Here is a 13,727-nt window from a genome sequence, read left to right as displayed (position 1 = left end):
CACTGCGGCGTCGCATGTCCAAACCGAGAGAGGAGGGGGTCCCAGTGATCGTTACGACCGACGTGTCGCGCGAGCTGATGGTCGACACCTCCGTCTCGGTTCACCTGATCGCGAGCCGTTGCGTCTCGCCCGTCAAGCTGCCGCGCCAGGGGACCAGTGTGTCCGGCGGCGGATTCGACGTCCGCGTGCGCGCGCTGGATGTCCGTGACGACGTCGTGACCAAGTCCCTTCCGGCCTTCCTGACGGGCGTTTCCGCCCCGATCGCCAAGGCCCCCGTGTCGGGTGTTCCAGCCTGGAGCCCACCAGATCGATGAGAAATCACGACTGGCGCCTCCAAGGCCGCGGAATCCCGAACCGGGATCCGCGGCCTTCTTGTTTCTCCGGACCCAAAGGCGGCAGTCGATGAGCCAGCACCACCGCAGATACGCACCACCGCACCATCCGCGTCACCGCTACAACCCGCTCCACCCGCAGCACCCGCTCCACCCGCAACACGGCACCACCGGTTGGTCACCGAGCACGGAGTGGCCGGCCACTGGATGTACGGGCCCAGCACGACACCAGACACGAGGAGGTGACTGGAAGTGAGTCTTAGCGTCCTCGACGCCGTAACGGACGTCGTGACAGAGGCAGAGCTTCCCTGCCGCTCATCCGACCCGGAGCTCTTCTTCGCGGAGTCCCCGTCGGACGTCGAGTTCGCGAAAACCATCTGCCATGACTGCCCGATCCGGCGGGAGTGCCTCGAAGGCGCGCTCGCCCGGCGAGAGCCGTGGGGAGTCTGGGGTGGCGAACTCTTCATCGCCGGGGTGGTCGTTCCGCGCAAGAGGCCGCGCGGGCGTCCCCGTAAGAACGAAGTCGCCGCATGACCATCACCCGACCGAGTACGTCGGCCCGGTCGCGCCGGACCGTCGCCTCCCTTCGCACAGGGAATCCGATGACTGACCACCTCCGCAACGAGCACACCCTCACTCCGGCACTTCGGGGAAGGTCCACCAGCACCGCCAGCACAAGGAGCACCACCACCATGAATCTTCTCCACGAAGACCTGGCACGAGCGCAGATACAGACGCGCCTCGAGGCCGGCCGGGCACACCGGCGGGCCGCCGAGGCGCGCCGGGCCCGGCGTCGCAACCGTGAGGAGCGCAAGCTCACGCTGCGGACCCTCCTGGTTCGCACGCGCTACGTCTGATCGGGACGAGCCGGCGCCATTCGCCACTGACACGGCCGGGGTGCCCCACACGGGGTACCCCGGCCGTTCGCTGTCCGCGATCCCTGCTCTGGTGGGGATGTGTCGGACCGTGACCGGTCGCGGACCGAACGCCGGATAACGAAAAGGCTCTGAGCCGGTGTCCGTAGCGTTGTTGTCACATTCGGCGTGGACCATGGGTGCATCGACCGGGCGCGGCCGCAGGGGAGCGGCCGCTGGCGAGAGGGCGACGGCGATCATGATCGACTGCGACCTGTGTGGAACGACCGCTCCTGGGGCGGTGCCACCACTCGGCTGGGTGGTGTCGCGGGAGCGGGGAAGTGTCCAGCACTACTGCGACCGCTGTGCGCGCGAGAACGTACGCAACATCGAGTGCAGGCTGGAGCGCAGCTACTGGTGACGGCCGGCGAACCCGTCGCGGCGCGCCGCCGGGCGGGTGCGGCTCAGGGAGTCGGCGCCGGCGACGGCTGACCGTCGGCCGCGCCGATCACCGGGTCGTCGGTGAACCCGGGCAGCCAGCGTTCGAGTTCGGCCCGGAACGGCGCCTCCGTGCCGAGCTGAGCCAGCACGCCGATCCCGCCGCTCCACACCCGGTGGATGAGGGCGTACGACGGCGGCAGGTTCAGCTTGAACGCGGTCTTCGCGCTGGTGCTGCGGACGTCGGTGATCCGCTGGAACTGCGACCGCATCCACTCCCGGCTGAACTGGAACGTCTCGTGCTGGGCCGGCTCGACGAACGGCTGAAGGTAGGAGTACAGCTCGCTCGCGTCGAGATCGATGTGTGGCTTCACGAACCCCTCGGCTCGCAGTCCCTCCAGGATGCTGTCCGCGTCGCCGTTCAGGCCGATCCGCAGGAGCCGGCCGATCTGCGGGGGAAAGCCGCCGGGAAGCCGGGCGACCAGGCCGAAGTCGAGCACGCCGAGCCGGCCGTCGGGCGTGATGCGGTAGTTGCCGGGGTGCGGGTCGGCGTGCAGCAGTCCGGCACGGGCGGGCCCGGAGAACAGGAACCGCACGAACAACAGGCCGGCGCGGTCGCGCTCTTCCTGCGTTCCGTTCGCGATCACCTGGCTGAGCGGGGTCCCGTCCAGCCAGTCGGTGACCAGCACGTGCGGGGTGTGCAGCCGTACGTGCGGAATGGCGTAGTCGGGGTCGCCGTCGTAGGCGGTGGCGAACTGTTCCTGCGCCTCCGCCTCGAGGCTGTAGTCGAGCTCCTCGCCGATGCGGGCCTTGAGTTCGGCGACCAGCGGCTTGACCTCCAGACCTGGCATCCAGGTGGTGAACAACCTGCTGAGCCGGGCGATCTGGTTGAGGTCGGAGCGCAGTGCCTCCGCCGCCCCGGGGTACTGGATCTTGACGGCGACGTCGTGTCCGCCCGGCCACTGGGCGCGGTGAACCTGCCCGATGGACGCCGACGCGGCCGGCTCGTCGTCGAAGTGGCGCAACCGTCGGCGCCAGCGCGGGCCGAGCTCGCGTTCGAGCACCTTGTGCACCCGGTCCGCCGACATCGGCGGCGCGGAGTCCTGCAGCTTGGTCAGCGTCGCGCGGTAGGGCCCGGCGAGGTGTTCGGGAAGTGCCGCCTCGAAGATCGACAGCGCCTGGCCGAACTTCATCGCCCCGCCCTTGAGCTCGCCCAACACCTTGAACAGCTGGTCCGCGGTGCGCCGCTGGGCCTCGGAGAGCACGACCTCGGCGGGCTTGCCGCCCAGTCGCTTGCCCAGCCCGAGTGCCGTCCGGCCGGCGATGCCGATGGGCAGACTCGCGAGCCGTGCGGTCCGGGCGACTGAGTGTCGAGGAAGATCGCTCACGGATCCATTGTCCAGGTAGCAGTCAACCTGGGCGTCGGCCGAGGGAGGTATGCCGTGGTCGTCCGGCGGGCGAACGCGTGCGTTCCTGCACAGGGTGACCTGCTCCCCCACTTCCGTCACGGCGTCCGTCACGTCGGTCGTACTCGGAGTGACGTGGTGGGACGCGGATGTCAGCGGTCGACCCGGGGCGGGCCGGCGCGAAGCCGGCGCTCGGACTCGGCACGCACCTGCTCGATGTCGAAACCCAGGCTCCAGTCGGCGTCCAGCCACCAGGTCGCGCCGGCGTCCGCCCACGGGCGGACCCGCTCCGCCGCGGCGCGAGGATCATCGGCCGGTGTGGTGCCCTCGACCACCACGTCGTACCCGTCCATGCCCAGCCCGGCCTCCGCCCGATGTGACCGGATCCACTCGACGCCGGACCGGAGCAGCTCGGGAGTGAGCTCGCCGCCCTGATGATCTGGATCGGTGGGGGCGTGATGGGGGAGCCAGCCGTCCCAGCGCGCGGCCCGGGCCATCGACTTCGGGCGGGGCCAGGCGCCGACGACCCAGACCGGGATGCGGGGGCGCTGCACCGGTGCCGGTGGTGGCGGCGGGGCCAGCTCGCCGACCGCGCGGGAGCTGTAGTGCCGGCCGCGGAAGTCGAACGACTGCTCGCCCCACAGCCGCTGCAGCATCGCCAGACCCTCGTCGAGTTGCTCGGCGCGCACCCGCCGGCCGGGGTCGTCCTCGAACAGCCAGAACCGGTCCTCGCCGGCGACACCCAGGCCCACTGACAGGGTGACCCGGCCACCGGAGAAGTTGTCCAGGGTGGAGGTCTGTCCGGCCAGCTCCCAGGGTCTGCGCCGGGGAAGTGGGGTGAGCATCGTGCCGAGGCGGATCCGCCTGGTGCGGGTGGCCGCGGCCGTGAGGACGACCCAGGGGTCGATCGCCCAGATGCCCTCCCAGACGAACAAGCCGTCCCAGCCATGCTCCTCGGCGATCTCCGCCAGCTCCGCGGCGGAGCGGGCGTGCCCGTAGGGCAGCACGAATCCGTATCTCATGAGCGGACCTTAGAACCGACCACCGACAGGAGATCGACAGGCGGCAGTGAGATCCGCCGAGGCGGACCCGGACGCGCGGGCCGGACGAGCGGAGCGGTCAGGCGGCGACCGGTGCGGGTTCGGGATCCCAGTGGCAACCGCACGCCGGATGGGCCGACCAGGACCGGCGGCGGATGGTCCCGTGCGGCAACGCCATCTCCAGGGTCGCGTCCACCGACGGCGGCCGGCCGCCGTCGAGGAACGCCAGGACGTGCAGGACGGCGTGCCCGGCGACCGCGGTGGCGAGCACGACGTCGCAGGCAGGCATCCCGCTCGGTGCTTCGACGGTCTGGGCCAGGATGTCCGGCCACCGCGGGTCGCGGGCCGTGCGGTACAGGTCGTGGCAGCGTACGCAGGAGGACGTACCGGGCAGGACGAACGGTCCGAGGATCGCCCGGCCCTCGCGCATCCGGACCACGAGGTGCGGCACCCCGGCGCGGACGAGCGCGTCGGCGAGGTCGCGGTCGGGCTCCTCGTCGGGGGCGAGCACCGCGAGGTCGGGACGCTTTGTCGTACCGCCGGCACCGACCTCGGTCGAGGGCCCGGCGAGCCTGGCCGCGCGGGCGGCCCCGATCGATCTCGGTCGGCCGACGTCGCCCGTGCAGAGTCCGGCGGGTGCCAGGTCGGCCGAGCGAGTGTGCGTGCGATCACTCACGTCGACCCGGCCCAGTCCGCCGGCGGCGAGCAGGCTGGCCACCGACGCCCCGATCCGACCGGCGCCGAAGACACAGACGGCGGCGTCCCGGCGACGGCGGAGCCACTCGCCGTCGTCCTCGGACGTACCGAGCCGGCGGGCGGCGAGGTCGGGAGTCAGGCGTTCGCGTTCGGCCGGCCCCACCCCGTCCCACACCGACTCGGCGGAGGCGGCGTCCTGCAGAGCTCCGGCCTCGTCGAGCAGCCGGAGCAGCCGGAGCGCACGCGGCAGGCTGACTCCGTTGGTGAGCGCGGAGGTGATCAGATCCTCCTCCGAGCACGCGCCCGACAGACTCTCGACCAGGTGACGCAGGCCGGGGTCGAGCCCGGTGACCACCAGCGCGTGGGCTGGGTCCAGCCCGATCTGGACGGTCTGTCCGTCCCGCCAGACCCGGCGCAGGGCGGGTTTGATCTGTGGGCGCACGGATGACCTCCCCGGAGGGCTCGGCGGCGTCGGGAACGAAGCCTGCCACGACCGAAGACCGACCGGCGGCCGTCGTCCACAGGCGGAATTGTCCACAGCCGGTGTTATCGTCGGCGCAGGATGTGGGCGACCGCGATGCGCGCGGGGAGTGGAAGCGAAGTGGACGACAAGCCCGGCGCGACGCCTCTCGACTCCGTGGAGTCCCGGCCCGCGCCCACGAGCCTGGTCCGCCGGCTGCTCAGCTGGCAGTGGGTCGCCTTCACGCTGGTGGTCGTCCTGGCCGTGGCGGCGTTCCTGTTCCTCGCCTGGTGGCAACTGGGACGGTTCGAGTCGCGCTCAGGCGACTGGCAGAACTTCGGCTACGCGCTGCAGTGGCCGTTCTTCGCGGTGTTCGCGGTCTACGTGTGGTGGCGACTGCTGCGGGAGAGCCAACGGGACTCGACGGGTGGGGAAACCGCGGATGGGAGGCCGGACCCGGAGTCGGGAGTCGACCGGCGGGCCGGCGACGAACTGACCGAGTTGCCACCGCTGCCGCCGAAGCGGGTGGTGCGGCCGGACGGTGCCTGGGTTCGCTCCGCCTCGGGGGCCGAGGCTGCTGAGCAGAGTGGCCGCGCCGGCTCGGCTGAAGCTGAGGGCGGGGCGGACGAGGCGGCGCTCACGGCGTACAACCGCTACCTGGCGGCACTCCAGGAACGCTCCGCCGGTGCCGGACGGACTGCCGGACACTCGGACGGGCGGCCACTGGGGTGACCGCCCGCTCGAAGCGTCTGGTGTTCGTCAGGCCTTGCCGAGGATCCGGTTGAGGTTGGTGCCACACTCGGGGCAGGTGGCCTTGGCCATCCTGGTTCCCTTGTCGTTGACCTTGATCTCGCCGGTCGCGTTGCGCTTGGCCTTGCATTTCACACAGTAGAACTCGCCTGTGTAGGTCTCCGCCATGACGGCCCTCCTCGCTGTGCTGGGTCGGGGCAGGGCGGACCAGCCCGGGCCGCCCGATCTCGGGTCACTTTATTGCAGCGCCGCTCACCGACGAGTGCTCGGCACGCGGATGGCTCACGTCCTGCCCATGGTGCGCACTTTTATGCCTGTGCGTGACCGATGGCCCGGGAAGTGGTCGATCGGTGCGACGCCGTGTCGACGTTACCCCCCGGCGGGGGCGGCGCGGCGACCGAGTCCGGTGAGCCGGGACCCGGACGGACGAAACCCCCGGAGTTGTCCGGGTCCGTGCGCCTTCCCCTTGCGAACGGGCTCGGGCCTTCCGGGGGCTCGTGTCTGGCGAACCTACGACCCTGGCGGCCGGGCGTCAATGTCAGCTTTCCTCCCGATGTGGACGGATCTGTGGAGAGCTTGTGTACGGTCGCCGAACGGCGGTGGACAGCCTGGGGAAGCGGCTGTGGACAATGTGCGCGATCTCGGCCAAGTACTGCTTTGACCTGCTCTTTCGATCGTCCACCGGCTGTGGACAAGAAACTCACCCAGTGAACCTGGGCCGCTCCTGTCGGTCCGGCGGGGTACGTTGCACTCGTGGCCAAGCCGGCACCGAGGCAGCGCACTGAGCCGCGCACTGAGCCGCGACCGGGCGGGAAGACCGACCCCTCGCGCTGTGAGCCCTGCCAGGTGGAGGTCCGCCGGAGCCCGCGCCGCCGCCGCACCGTGAGCGCCTACCGCGAGGGCGACCGGGTGGTGGTGCTGCTGCCCGCGCGGATGAGCGTGGACGAGGAGCAGCGCTGGGTCGGAGTGATGCTCGACCGGCTGTCGGCGATGGAGCAGCGCCGGCGCCCCAGTGACGAGGAGCTGCTCTCCCGCGCCCGCACGCTCACCCGCCGTTATCTCGGTGACGCTCCGTTGCCGGCGAGTGTCCGATGGGTCGGCAACCAGGGCATGCGGTGGGGTTCGTGCACTCCCAGCGACGGCACGGTCCGGCTGTCCACCCGGCTGCGGGGGATGCCCGCCTGGGTGATCGACTACGTGCTCGTCCACGAGCTGGTGCACCTGGTCGAACCCGGCCACACCGCCAGGTTCTGGGCCCTGGTGCGCAACTACCCGCAGGCCGACCGGGCGCGCGGCTACCTCGAGGGGGTCGCCGCGGCCGCCCAGCTGCCGCTGGAGGAGTGCGCGGACTGAGCCGCGCGCCCCGCACGTCCCGCACGTCCCGCACGTCCCGCACGATCCTGGACGTCCTGCGACGCCCCGATGCCGTCCGCTCGGGCGGTTCGCCCGTTCCGCCGTTCACCCCGGCGTTGCGCCCGGGAGTGGTCCTGCCCTACCTCCCGCGTTTCATCCGCGGCGGGTGTGGTGTGCCGTGCGGGTGCCGAAACAGGGTGGAGCGGGGGACTGGCGAGTCTGGCGACTTCGCGCGGGGAGGTGCTCATGCTGTGGCTGCTGACCGGCGCCTTGCTGGTGTGGATCTACCTCAGCATCCGGATCCTCGCCCGCAGACGCCGCATCGTCAACGCGTCCGGGGTGTTCCGGTGCAAGGTGCGCAGTACCTCCTGGGGCGTGGAGGCCCTGGGCTACCGCTGGCCGCGCCGGATCTTCTACGCCGTCTGGGCTCACGACGTGCTGGTCGTGTACCGCCGGTTCGCCCTGAACGAGGTGCTCGTCCTCGAATGCCGGTTCGCCGAGGACCTCGAGGTGGCCCCGTCGACGCTGCGCAGGCTGGGACCGTGCCCGTTGCTGCTGCGGATCCGGCTGGACGACGGGGCGATGGTGGAGGTCGCCGCTCCGCGCCGGGCCTGCACCGAGCTCGTCGGGCCCTACATCGCCGCCCAGCTCTACCCGTCCGAGCGCGGCTGACCGCAGGACGACCCGCCGAGCTGTCCACCGGGCCATCGCCTGAGCCACCCGCCGGGCCGACCGCCCGGGGCCTGATCCTTCGGCTGTGACCGTCCGGGGTTCATCCTGGCCGGGTGAGGTGAACTCGCTCCGGCTTGCCGAGACTCCCCTCAGGAGCTGGTGGACAGACGTCGGTGCGGGGGCTTGGCTGATGATCCTGGATGACGTGTTCGGGCTGGCCCGTAAGGTCGCACCGCGGGGGACCAAAGGTGGACGCCCGAGCCGGCGTTCGGGCACCGAGCGGATCCCAGCCCAGGTCACACAGCCACTCATCCACCCCGCCGTCGCCCAGCCCCTCCGGCCGGCCCGTGCCAGGCCGCTGACCGGCCGGGCGGCGATCCCGCAGGACGTGCTCTGCCTGCAGCCGACCGAGGCGCTGCTGTGCCCGTCGGCGTCGGTCCTGGTCACGGCCGTGCTGCGCCGCGTGGGGGCCTCCCGGCCGCTGCCGTACGTCGTGGTGCTCACCCTCGACCAGGCACCGGACATCGACGACGACGGGTGTGAGGCACTCGTCGAGCTGTGCTACTCGCTGCGGGCGAGCGGGATGCGGTTGTACGTCGCGACCGGCTCGACCACCGTGCTGGACCGGCTGCAGGCGACCGGGGCGGTGAACCGGATGCTCGCCGGGACGGCCCACCTGCGGCTGCGGACCGCGCTGCTGGCGGCGTTCGAGGACCTGCCCGGACCGGCCGTCACCACCCGGGACGTGATCACGGACCTGGAGAACCGGCTCACGCCGTTGCCGATCTGATCGCGCGGCGGCGGACAGTAGAAACCGGGTGGTCAGCCGTCGGCCGGCCGGGACGAGACCGGCCAGTCGTCGGGGAACTCCTCCGCGACGATCTCCGCCTCGCCGAACAGCCTCCTGCGTACCCTCCGGGACAGCCGGTCGGCGAAGACCGTTCCGTTCAGGTGGTCGGTCTCGTGCTGTAGGCAGCGGGCCAGCATGCCGGTTCCGCGGAACTCGACCGGCTTGCCGTACTCGTCCGTTCCCCGGACGGTCGCCTCGTCGGGCCGGGCGCACGGGGCGTACGCACCGGGCAGGGACAGGCAGCCTTCCTCTTCCTCCACGAGGCGGCGGCCGGCGCCGGTCGGCACGTCAAGGACGGGGTTGCACACCACGCCCTGGTGGATGACACCCTCGTCGTCGGCACAGCGGAAGACGAACACCCGAAGATCCACGCCGACCTGGTTGGCGGCGAGGCCCACGCCGTCCGCGGCGTCCATCGTCGCGGTCATGTCGGCCACGAGCGCGTGCAGCTCGGAGCTGTACGCGTCGACCGGCCGGCAGGGGCGGTGCATGACGGGGTCGCCCCACCGCGTCATCGGGCGGACGGTTCCTCCCTCGGGCAGCGTGCCCACGGCGTCTCCTCAGGCTGGGTCGGGCCGCGCCTCGCGGGGCGGCACCGGTCGTTCGTCCGGCGTGTCGGTGCGGGTGGGGGCGGGTGGTGGCCGGCCGGAAGCCGGTGCGGGGCGTCGGGCCGGGCCTCCGGCGATCACCGTATGCCACGCCGGGGGCCGGATTCCCGGCGGCTCACCCCGGCTCATCCCCGGGGTCGCCTCGGGGTCGCCTCGGGCAAGGAGCGGCGACACGCACCCGCGCCGGGGCAGCACCGACCCACCTCGCCCGGGGACACGTCGGTATGGTCCTCGCATGGCGGACCCGAACAAGCCACCGGCAGACCCGACCCAGCCACCGGCGAACGCGCCCCGATCCCAGGCCCGGCCGGGCAGCTCCGAGGAGGATCCGGCTGCCAGTACGGTGATGTTCCAGAAGTATGTCGACGAGCGCGGCGCTACGCCGTCCGGCAGTCGTACGCGGATGATCACGATGGTCGCCGGCGCGGCCGTTCTCGTGGTGCTCCTGGTGGTCGCCGTCCTCGCGCTGTCCTGAGCCCGAGTGGGCCCCGGGCTCGCCGCGCGCGGGCCCCCCGAGCCTGACGACCGGATCGCGGTCGGGCTCAGGTGAGCGCCGAGACCGCCCGCCGCGCGGCCGCCACGCTGTCCACGACCCCCGACGCGAGCTCGTCGGGGAGCTCGCCGACCCCGAACCACCGCACGTCCGCCGACTCCGCGCTCACCACCGGCACCGCGCCGTACGGAACGGTGCCGAGGTACTGCACGTCGAGGTGGGTCTCGGCGTGGCAGGGCGCACCGTGCCTGTCCAGTCGCAGCGGTTGCTCGCTCACTCGAAGGTCCGCCAGACCGGTCTCCTCCAGCGCCTCCCGCGCGGCCGCCGCGGCGAGTGAGGCGTCACCCTCCTCGCAGTGCCCGCCGGGTTGCAGCCACTTGTGAATGCGGCCGTGGAGTACGAGAAGGACGTGATCGGCCGTCGGGTCGACGACCACCATGCTGGCGGTGACGTGCGCGGGCGTGCAGGCACGCCACACGCCGTCGGGTCGCGCGGCGAGGTGGTCGAGGTAGTCCTGCCGAAGCGTCGCCTGGCCGGGTGACGGCGGCCGCCACGTCGACAGGACGCGCACCGCGTCGGCGTGCAGGGCGCTCGCCTCGTGGGTGTTCGGCACGCTCACCGGGTGGTGCCGTCGTCGCCGCGGCCCTCGTCCCCGCTCTCGCCCCCGCCGGACTGGTCACCGTCGCCACGAGGCTCGTCGAAGCCCAGGTCGCCGATGTCCATCCGGTCCGGTGAGGCGGCCCGCTCGGCGAATCCCTTCGCGTCGTCCAGGTCGTCGCCCGTGGGCAGCATGTCGGGGTGGGCCCACAGGGCCTCCCGGCCGCTGATGCCGCGGGTCTCCCGCAGCGACGCCCACACCGTGGCCGCGTCGCGCATCCGCCGCGGCCGGATCTCCAGCCCCACCAGCGTCACGAACGTCTGCTCGGCCGGCCCGCCCTCGGCGCGGCGGCGGCGGATCGCCTCGTGGAACAGCGGGGCGGACGGCATCCGCGGCGTGGCTGCGGAGGTGACCACGTCGTCGACCCAGCCCTCGACCAGGGCGAGCGCGGTCTCCAGCCGGGCCAGTGCGGCCTTCTGCCGGGGCGTCTCCTCGGGTTCGAGCAGCCCGCCGGCGAGCGCGTCGTTGAGCGCCTCGGGGTTGGACATGTCGATGGTGCCGACCGCCTCCTCCAGCTTGGAGGTGTCGACGTGCATCCCGCGGGCGTACTCCTCGACCGCCGAGAACAGGTGCGCGGACAGCCACGGCGCGTGGTGGAAGAGCCGCTGGTGTGCGCACTCGCGCAGCGCGAGATAGAGGCGTACGTCGTCGGCGGGCAGGTCGAGCCCACTGCCGAACGCCGCGATGTTCGCGGGCACCAGCACCGGCTGCCCGGCAGGCCCGAGCGGCAGCCCGATGTCGGTGGCGCCGACCACCTCGGTGGCGAGCTGGCCGAGGCCCTGGCCCACCTGTGCACCGAACATCATCCCGCCGACCTGGGTGAGAACGCCGGTGAGCTGGGCGCCCATGCCGGCCGCCTGCTCCGGCAGCGCCTGGCCCATCGCGCCGACCACGTGCGCGGCCAGCGGCTCGACCAGCTTCTTCCACGCGGGCAGCGTCCCGTCCAGCCACTCGGCGCGGTTCCACGCCAGCGCCTGACCGGCCGAGGCGGCCGGAAGGCTGGTGGCCTCGTCGAGCCAGTGCTCGGCGAGGCGTACGGTCTGGTCGACCTGGGAACGTTCCGATGCGGTGAGGGACGCGTCACCGGTCTGGCGGATCGTCTGCTTGGCCGTCTCGACGGCGAGTTGCCAGTTGATAGGGCCGCCCTGCCACGAGAACATGTTCTGCAGCTGGCCGAAGATCGCGCCGAGGTCGAACCCCGGGAACGGGTTGTCCGGGCCGCCGGGTGGACGCTTCTCGGGCTCCTCGCCCTCGCGACCCGGGCCGGGCTCGTCGTTGCTCACGGTTGGACCTCCGGCAGGATGAGGGACAGCTGCGTGTAGTGGGGAAGGGGTCCGGGCTGTGCCGCCCGACGCGTCCCCACCGCACGAAGCGAGCAGTTCATGTCGTCCAACCTAGCCCGGGAGTTTCCCACTGAACGACGAACCCACCCCCGTTGGTGCCCGGCGCCCCCGGCGCACCACGCGCCGCACCCCGCCGGCCCGTCGTGGCGGTGGCCTGGTCGTGGCGGTGACCGGTGCTGCCTCCGGGCTGGGCCGGGCCCTGGTCGAGCGGCTGGCCGGCCTGGACGAGATCAACCGCGTCGTCGGCCTGGACGAGCGCCGCGGTGACGTCGAGGGCGTGGAGTGGCGGGTGCTCGACATCCGGGACCCCGCCGTCGCCCAGCGGATCGCCGGGTGTGACGTGGTGGTCCACCTCGACGTCGACCTTTCGCCCGATACGGAGCCGCGGCAGCGGAGTGCCCGCAATGTCCGCGGCGCGCAGACCGTGCTGACCGCGGCGGCGGCGTCCGGCGTACCCCGGATCGTGCTGTGTACGAGCGCGATGGTGTACGGCGCGCTCGCCGACAACCCGGTGCCCCTGGCCGACGACGCGCCGCTGCGGGCCCGGCCCGAGGGCGTGGTGGCCGACCTGCTGGAGATCGAGTGGCTGGCCAGGCGCGCGCCGCGGGCACATCCGGGTCTGTCGGTGACTGTGGTCCGGCCGGCGATGGTGGTCGGCGGTGCCGTCGACACGTTCCTGACCCGGCACTTCGAGGCGGCGCGGCTGCTGGTGATCCGGGGCAGCCGGCCGAGCTGGCAGTTCTGCCACGTCGACGACCTGCTGAGTGCGCTGGAGTGGGCGGCGCTCGGCCGCGTCGAGGGTTCGGTGACGGTCGGCAGCGAGGGCTTCCTGGGGCAGGACGAGGTGGAGAAACTCGTCGGCCTACCCCGGCTCGAACTCCCCGAGAGCCTCGCGCTGGGAGCTGCCGAACGCCTGCACCGGCTCGGGCTCACCCCGGCGCCGGCCAGCGACCTCGCCTACGTCAGCCACCCGTGGGTAGTCTCCTCGGACAAGTTGCTGGCCGCCGGCTGGCGTCCCGTCCACGACAACACCACCGCCTGCGAGGCACTCGCGACCGACGTGGCCGGACGCCACACCGCACTGGGCCGGCGGATCGGGCGGCGGGAGACCGCGACGCTGGGCGCGGCCGGTGCGACGGTGGCCTTGCTGGGTACGGCCGCGGTCGTGCGCCGGGCCAGGCGCCGCAAGACCAGAGGGGGATCGTGAGCGACTCGAACGAGCCGACGTCGGCCGGCGCGGTGACCGCCGGTACGACGACCACTGACGCGACGTCCACCACGGCGTCCGCCGGCGCGGCGGCACCGGACCGGATCCGGTTGCTCGACCTGCGCGAGACCCCGCTGTCCGCCGACGAGGTGCTCACGGCCATCGCCGATCGGCGCGCGGGCGGCTTCTGCCTGTTCGTCGGTGCGGTCCGCGACCACGACGAGGGCCGCTCGGTGACCGAGCTGGGATACGAGGCGCATCCACTCGCGCTGCGGGAGTTGCGGGCCGTCGCCGAGGAGGTGGTCGCGGCGCACCCGGTGTGCGGCCTCGCGGCGGTGCACCGCACTGGAGACCTGGCCGTCGGCGAGGCGGCGGTGGTCGTGGGTGTCTCCGCACCTCACCGGGACGCGGCGTTCGCGGCCGCCCGGATGCTGATCGACGAGCTGAAGGCGCGGGTCCCGTTGTGGAAGCACCAGCGGTTCACCGGCGGTGACGCGGAGTGGGTCGGCGCGGAGGGCTGACCCGCGGGTCCGGCGCGCGCCCCGAGCAAGCCTGTCGAGGTGACCG

18 protein-coding genes are annotated in these 13,727 nt (G+C 72.3%); 11 read left to right on the top strand and 7 right to left on the bottom strand.

What is annotated here, in order from left to right:
* Positions 1-44: 44 nt before the first annotated feature.
* The 4 genes from ABZV93_RS18935 to ABZV93_RS18920 all read left to right on the top strand — a co-directional run bounded on the left by ABZV93_RS18935 (position 45) and on the right by ABZV93_RS18920 (position 1,607).
* Positions 45-314 (top strand): hypothetical protein, encoded by a 270-nt coding sequence (locus ABZV93_RS18935; RefSeq protein WP_354937553.1) that lies wholly within the window; start codon positions 45-47, stop codon positions 312-314.
* A 270-nt stretch (positions 315-584) separates the two neighbouring features.
* Entirely contained in the window at positions 585-866 is a 282-nt protein-coding gene (locus ABZV93_RS18930; protein WP_354937550.1) for a WhiB family transcriptional regulator, read from the top strand.
* A gap of 158 nt (positions 867-1,024) precedes the next feature.
* Entirely contained in the window at positions 1,025-1,189 is a 165-nt protein-coding gene (locus tag ABZV93_RS18925; protein ID WP_354937547.1) for a hypothetical protein, read from the top strand.
* Between the two features lie 193 nt (positions 1,190-1,382).
* Positions 1,383-1,607 (top strand): hypothetical protein, encoded by a 225-nt coding sequence (locus ABZV93_RS18920; RefSeq protein ID WP_354937544.1) that lies wholly within the window; start codon positions 1,383-1,385, stop codon positions 1,605-1,607.
* Positions 1,608-1,650: 43 nt separating this feature from the next.
* Here the strand turns inward: ABZV93_RS18920 and ABZV93_RS18915 are convergent, their stop codons facing one another.
* The 3 genes from ABZV93_RS18915 to ABZV93_RS18905 all read right to left on the bottom strand — a co-directional run bounded on the left by ABZV93_RS18915 (position 1,651) and on the right by ABZV93_RS18905 (position 5,208).
* Entirely contained in the window at positions 1,651-3,012 is a 1,362-nt protein-coding gene (locus ABZV93_RS18915; RefSeq protein ID WP_354937541.1) for an AarF/ABC1/UbiB kinase family protein, read from the bottom strand.
* Positions 3,013-3,182: 170 nt separating this feature from the next.
* Positions 3,183-4,052 carry an LLM class flavin-dependent oxidoreductase gene (locus ABZV93_RS18910; RefSeq protein WP_354937538.1) on the bottom strand — a complete coding sequence of 290 codons (870 nt, stop codon included), beginning with the start codon at positions 4,050-4,052 and terminating at the stop codon, positions 3,183-3,185.
* Positions 4,053-4,149: 97 nt separating this feature from the next.
* The gene (locus ABZV93_RS18905; RefSeq protein WP_354937535.1) at positions 4,150-5,208 is read right to left on the bottom strand and encodes a ThiF family adenylyltransferase; all 1,059 of its coding nucleotides are present in this window, start codon (positions 5,206-5,208) and stop codon (positions 4,150-4,152) included.
* Between the two features lie 159 nt (positions 5,209-5,367).
* Between ABZV93_RS18905 and ABZV93_RS18900 the strand changes: the two genes are divergently transcribed.
* Complete coding sequence (locus ABZV93_RS18900; RefSeq protein WP_354937532.1) at positions 5,368-5,958, top strand: hypothetical protein; 591 nt, start codon at positions 5,368-5,370, stop codon at positions 5,956-5,958.
* A gap of 27 nt (positions 5,959-5,985) precedes the next feature.
* On the opposite strand, the gene ABZV93_RS18895 is transcribed toward ABZV93_RS18900, so the two are convergent.
* Entirely contained in the window at positions 5,986-6,144 is a 159-nt protein-coding gene (locus tag ABZV93_RS18895; protein ID WP_020575848.1) for a DUF5679 domain-containing protein, read from the bottom strand.
* Between the two features lie 585 nt (positions 6,145-6,729).
* Between ABZV93_RS18895 and ABZV93_RS18890 the strand changes: the two genes are divergently transcribed.
* The 3 genes from ABZV93_RS18890 (at position 6,730) to ABZV93_RS18880 (ending at position 8,791) form a co-directional block, all read left to right on the top strand.
* Positions 6,730-7,329, top strand: coding sequence for a M48 family metallopeptidase (locus tag ABZV93_RS18890; protein ID WP_354937529.1), 600 nt, complete (start codon positions 6,730-6,732; stop codon positions 7,327-7,329).
* Between the two features lie 246 nt (positions 7,330-7,575).
* Positions 7,576-8,001: a hypothetical protein gene (locus ABZV93_RS18885; protein ID WP_354937527.1), complete on the top strand. Its 426-nt coding sequence runs from the start codon at positions 7,576-7,578 to the stop codon at positions 7,999-8,001.
* Between the two features lie 190 nt (positions 8,002-8,191).
* Positions 8,192-8,791, top strand: coding sequence for an STAS domain-containing protein (locus ABZV93_RS18880; protein WP_354937524.1), 600 nt, complete (start codon positions 8,192-8,194; stop codon positions 8,789-8,791).
* Between the two features lie 32 nt (positions 8,792-8,823).
* Here the strand turns inward: ABZV93_RS18880 and def are convergent, their stop codons facing one another.
* Positions 8,824-9,402 carry a peptide deformylase gene (def, locus tag ABZV93_RS18875; protein WP_354937521.1) on the bottom strand — a complete coding sequence of 193 codons (579 nt, stop codon included), beginning with the start codon at positions 9,400-9,402 and terminating at the stop codon, positions 8,824-8,826.
* Between the two features lie 292 nt (positions 9,403-9,694).
* On the opposite strand from def, the gene ABZV93_RS18870 reads away from it, so the two are divergent.
* Positions 9,695-9,934: a hypothetical protein gene (locus ABZV93_RS18870; protein WP_354937518.1), complete on the top strand. Its 240-nt coding sequence runs from the start codon at positions 9,695-9,697 to the stop codon at positions 9,932-9,934.
* Between the two features lie 67 nt (positions 9,935-10,001).
* On the opposite strand, the gene ABZV93_RS18865 is transcribed toward ABZV93_RS18870, so the two are convergent.
* Together ABZV93_RS18865 and ABZV93_RS18860 are read right to left on the bottom strand one after the other, a co-directional pair.
* Entirely contained in the window at positions 10,002-10,571 is a 570-nt protein-coding gene (locus ABZV93_RS18865; protein ID WP_354937515.1) for an NUDIX domain-containing protein, read from the bottom strand.
* Positions 10,568-11,893, bottom strand: a complete 1,326-nt coding sequence (locus ABZV93_RS18860) for a zinc-dependent metalloprotease (RefSeq protein WP_354937512.1) — start codon at positions 11,891-11,893, stop codon at positions 10,568-10,570. Before ABZV93_RS18860 ends, ABZV93_RS18865 begins: the two co-directional genes overlap by 4 nt.
* Positions 11,894-12,113: 220 nt before the next feature.
* Here ABZV93_RS18860 and ABZV93_RS18855 point away from each other — a divergent pair, with 220 nt between their 5' ends.
* Together ABZV93_RS18855 and ABZV93_RS18850 are read left to right on the top strand one after the other, a co-directional pair.
* Positions 12,114-13,160 carry an NAD-dependent epimerase/dehydratase family protein gene (locus ABZV93_RS18855; protein ID WP_354937509.1) on the top strand — a complete coding sequence of 349 codons (1,047 nt, stop codon included), beginning with the start codon at positions 12,114-12,116 and terminating at the stop codon, positions 13,158-13,160.
* A complete protein-coding gene (locus ABZV93_RS18850) occupies positions 13,157-13,681 on the top strand; it encodes a molybdenum cofactor biosynthesis protein MoaE (protein WP_354937506.1) in 525 nt (174 codons plus the stop codon). The genes ABZV93_RS18855 and ABZV93_RS18850 overlap by 4 nt, the downstream gene beginning before the upstream one ends.
* Positions 13,682-13,727 lie beyond the last annotated feature (46 nt).

This window comes from Actinopolymorpha sp. NPDC004070 (genome assembly GCF_040610475.1).
GTDB lineage: Bacteria > Actinomycetota > Actinomycetes > Propionibacteriales > Actinopolymorphaceae > Actinopolymorpha.
The sequence above is the reverse complement of the archived record's forward strand: the minus strand, read 5'-3'. Positions and strand labels throughout refer to the sequence as shown.

Excerpts from the sequence above, each read along its gene's own strand:
- ABZV93_RS18910 (WP_354937538.1), bottom strand. The coding sequence starts at position 4,052 with ATGAGATACGGATTCGTGCTGCCCTACGGGCACGCCCGCTCCGCCGCG.
- ABZV93_RS18870 (WP_354937518.1), top strand. The coding sequence starts at position 9,695 with ATGGCGGACCCGAACAAGCCACCGGCAGACCCGACCCAGCCACCGGCG.
- ABZV93_RS18880 (WP_354937524.1), top strand. The coding sequence starts at position 8,192 with ATGATCCTGGATGACGTGTTCGGGCTGGCCCGTAAGGTCGCACCGCGG.
- ABZV93_RS18895 (WP_020575848.1), bottom strand. The coding sequence starts at position 6,144 with ATGGCGGAGACCTACACAGGCGAGTTCTACTGTGTGAAATGCAAGGCC.
- ABZV93_RS18920 (WP_354937544.1), top strand. The coding sequence starts at position 1,383 with ATGGGTGCATCGACCGGGCGCGGCCGCAGGGGAGCGGCCGCTGGCGAG.
- ABZV93_RS18925 (WP_354937547.1), top strand. The coding sequence starts at position 1,025 with ATGAATCTTCTCCACGAAGACCTGGCACGAGCGCAGATACAGACGCGC.
- ABZV93_RS18885 (WP_354937527.1), top strand. The coding sequence starts at position 7,576 with ATGCTGTGGCTGCTGACCGGCGCCTTGCTGGTGTGGATCTACCTCAGC.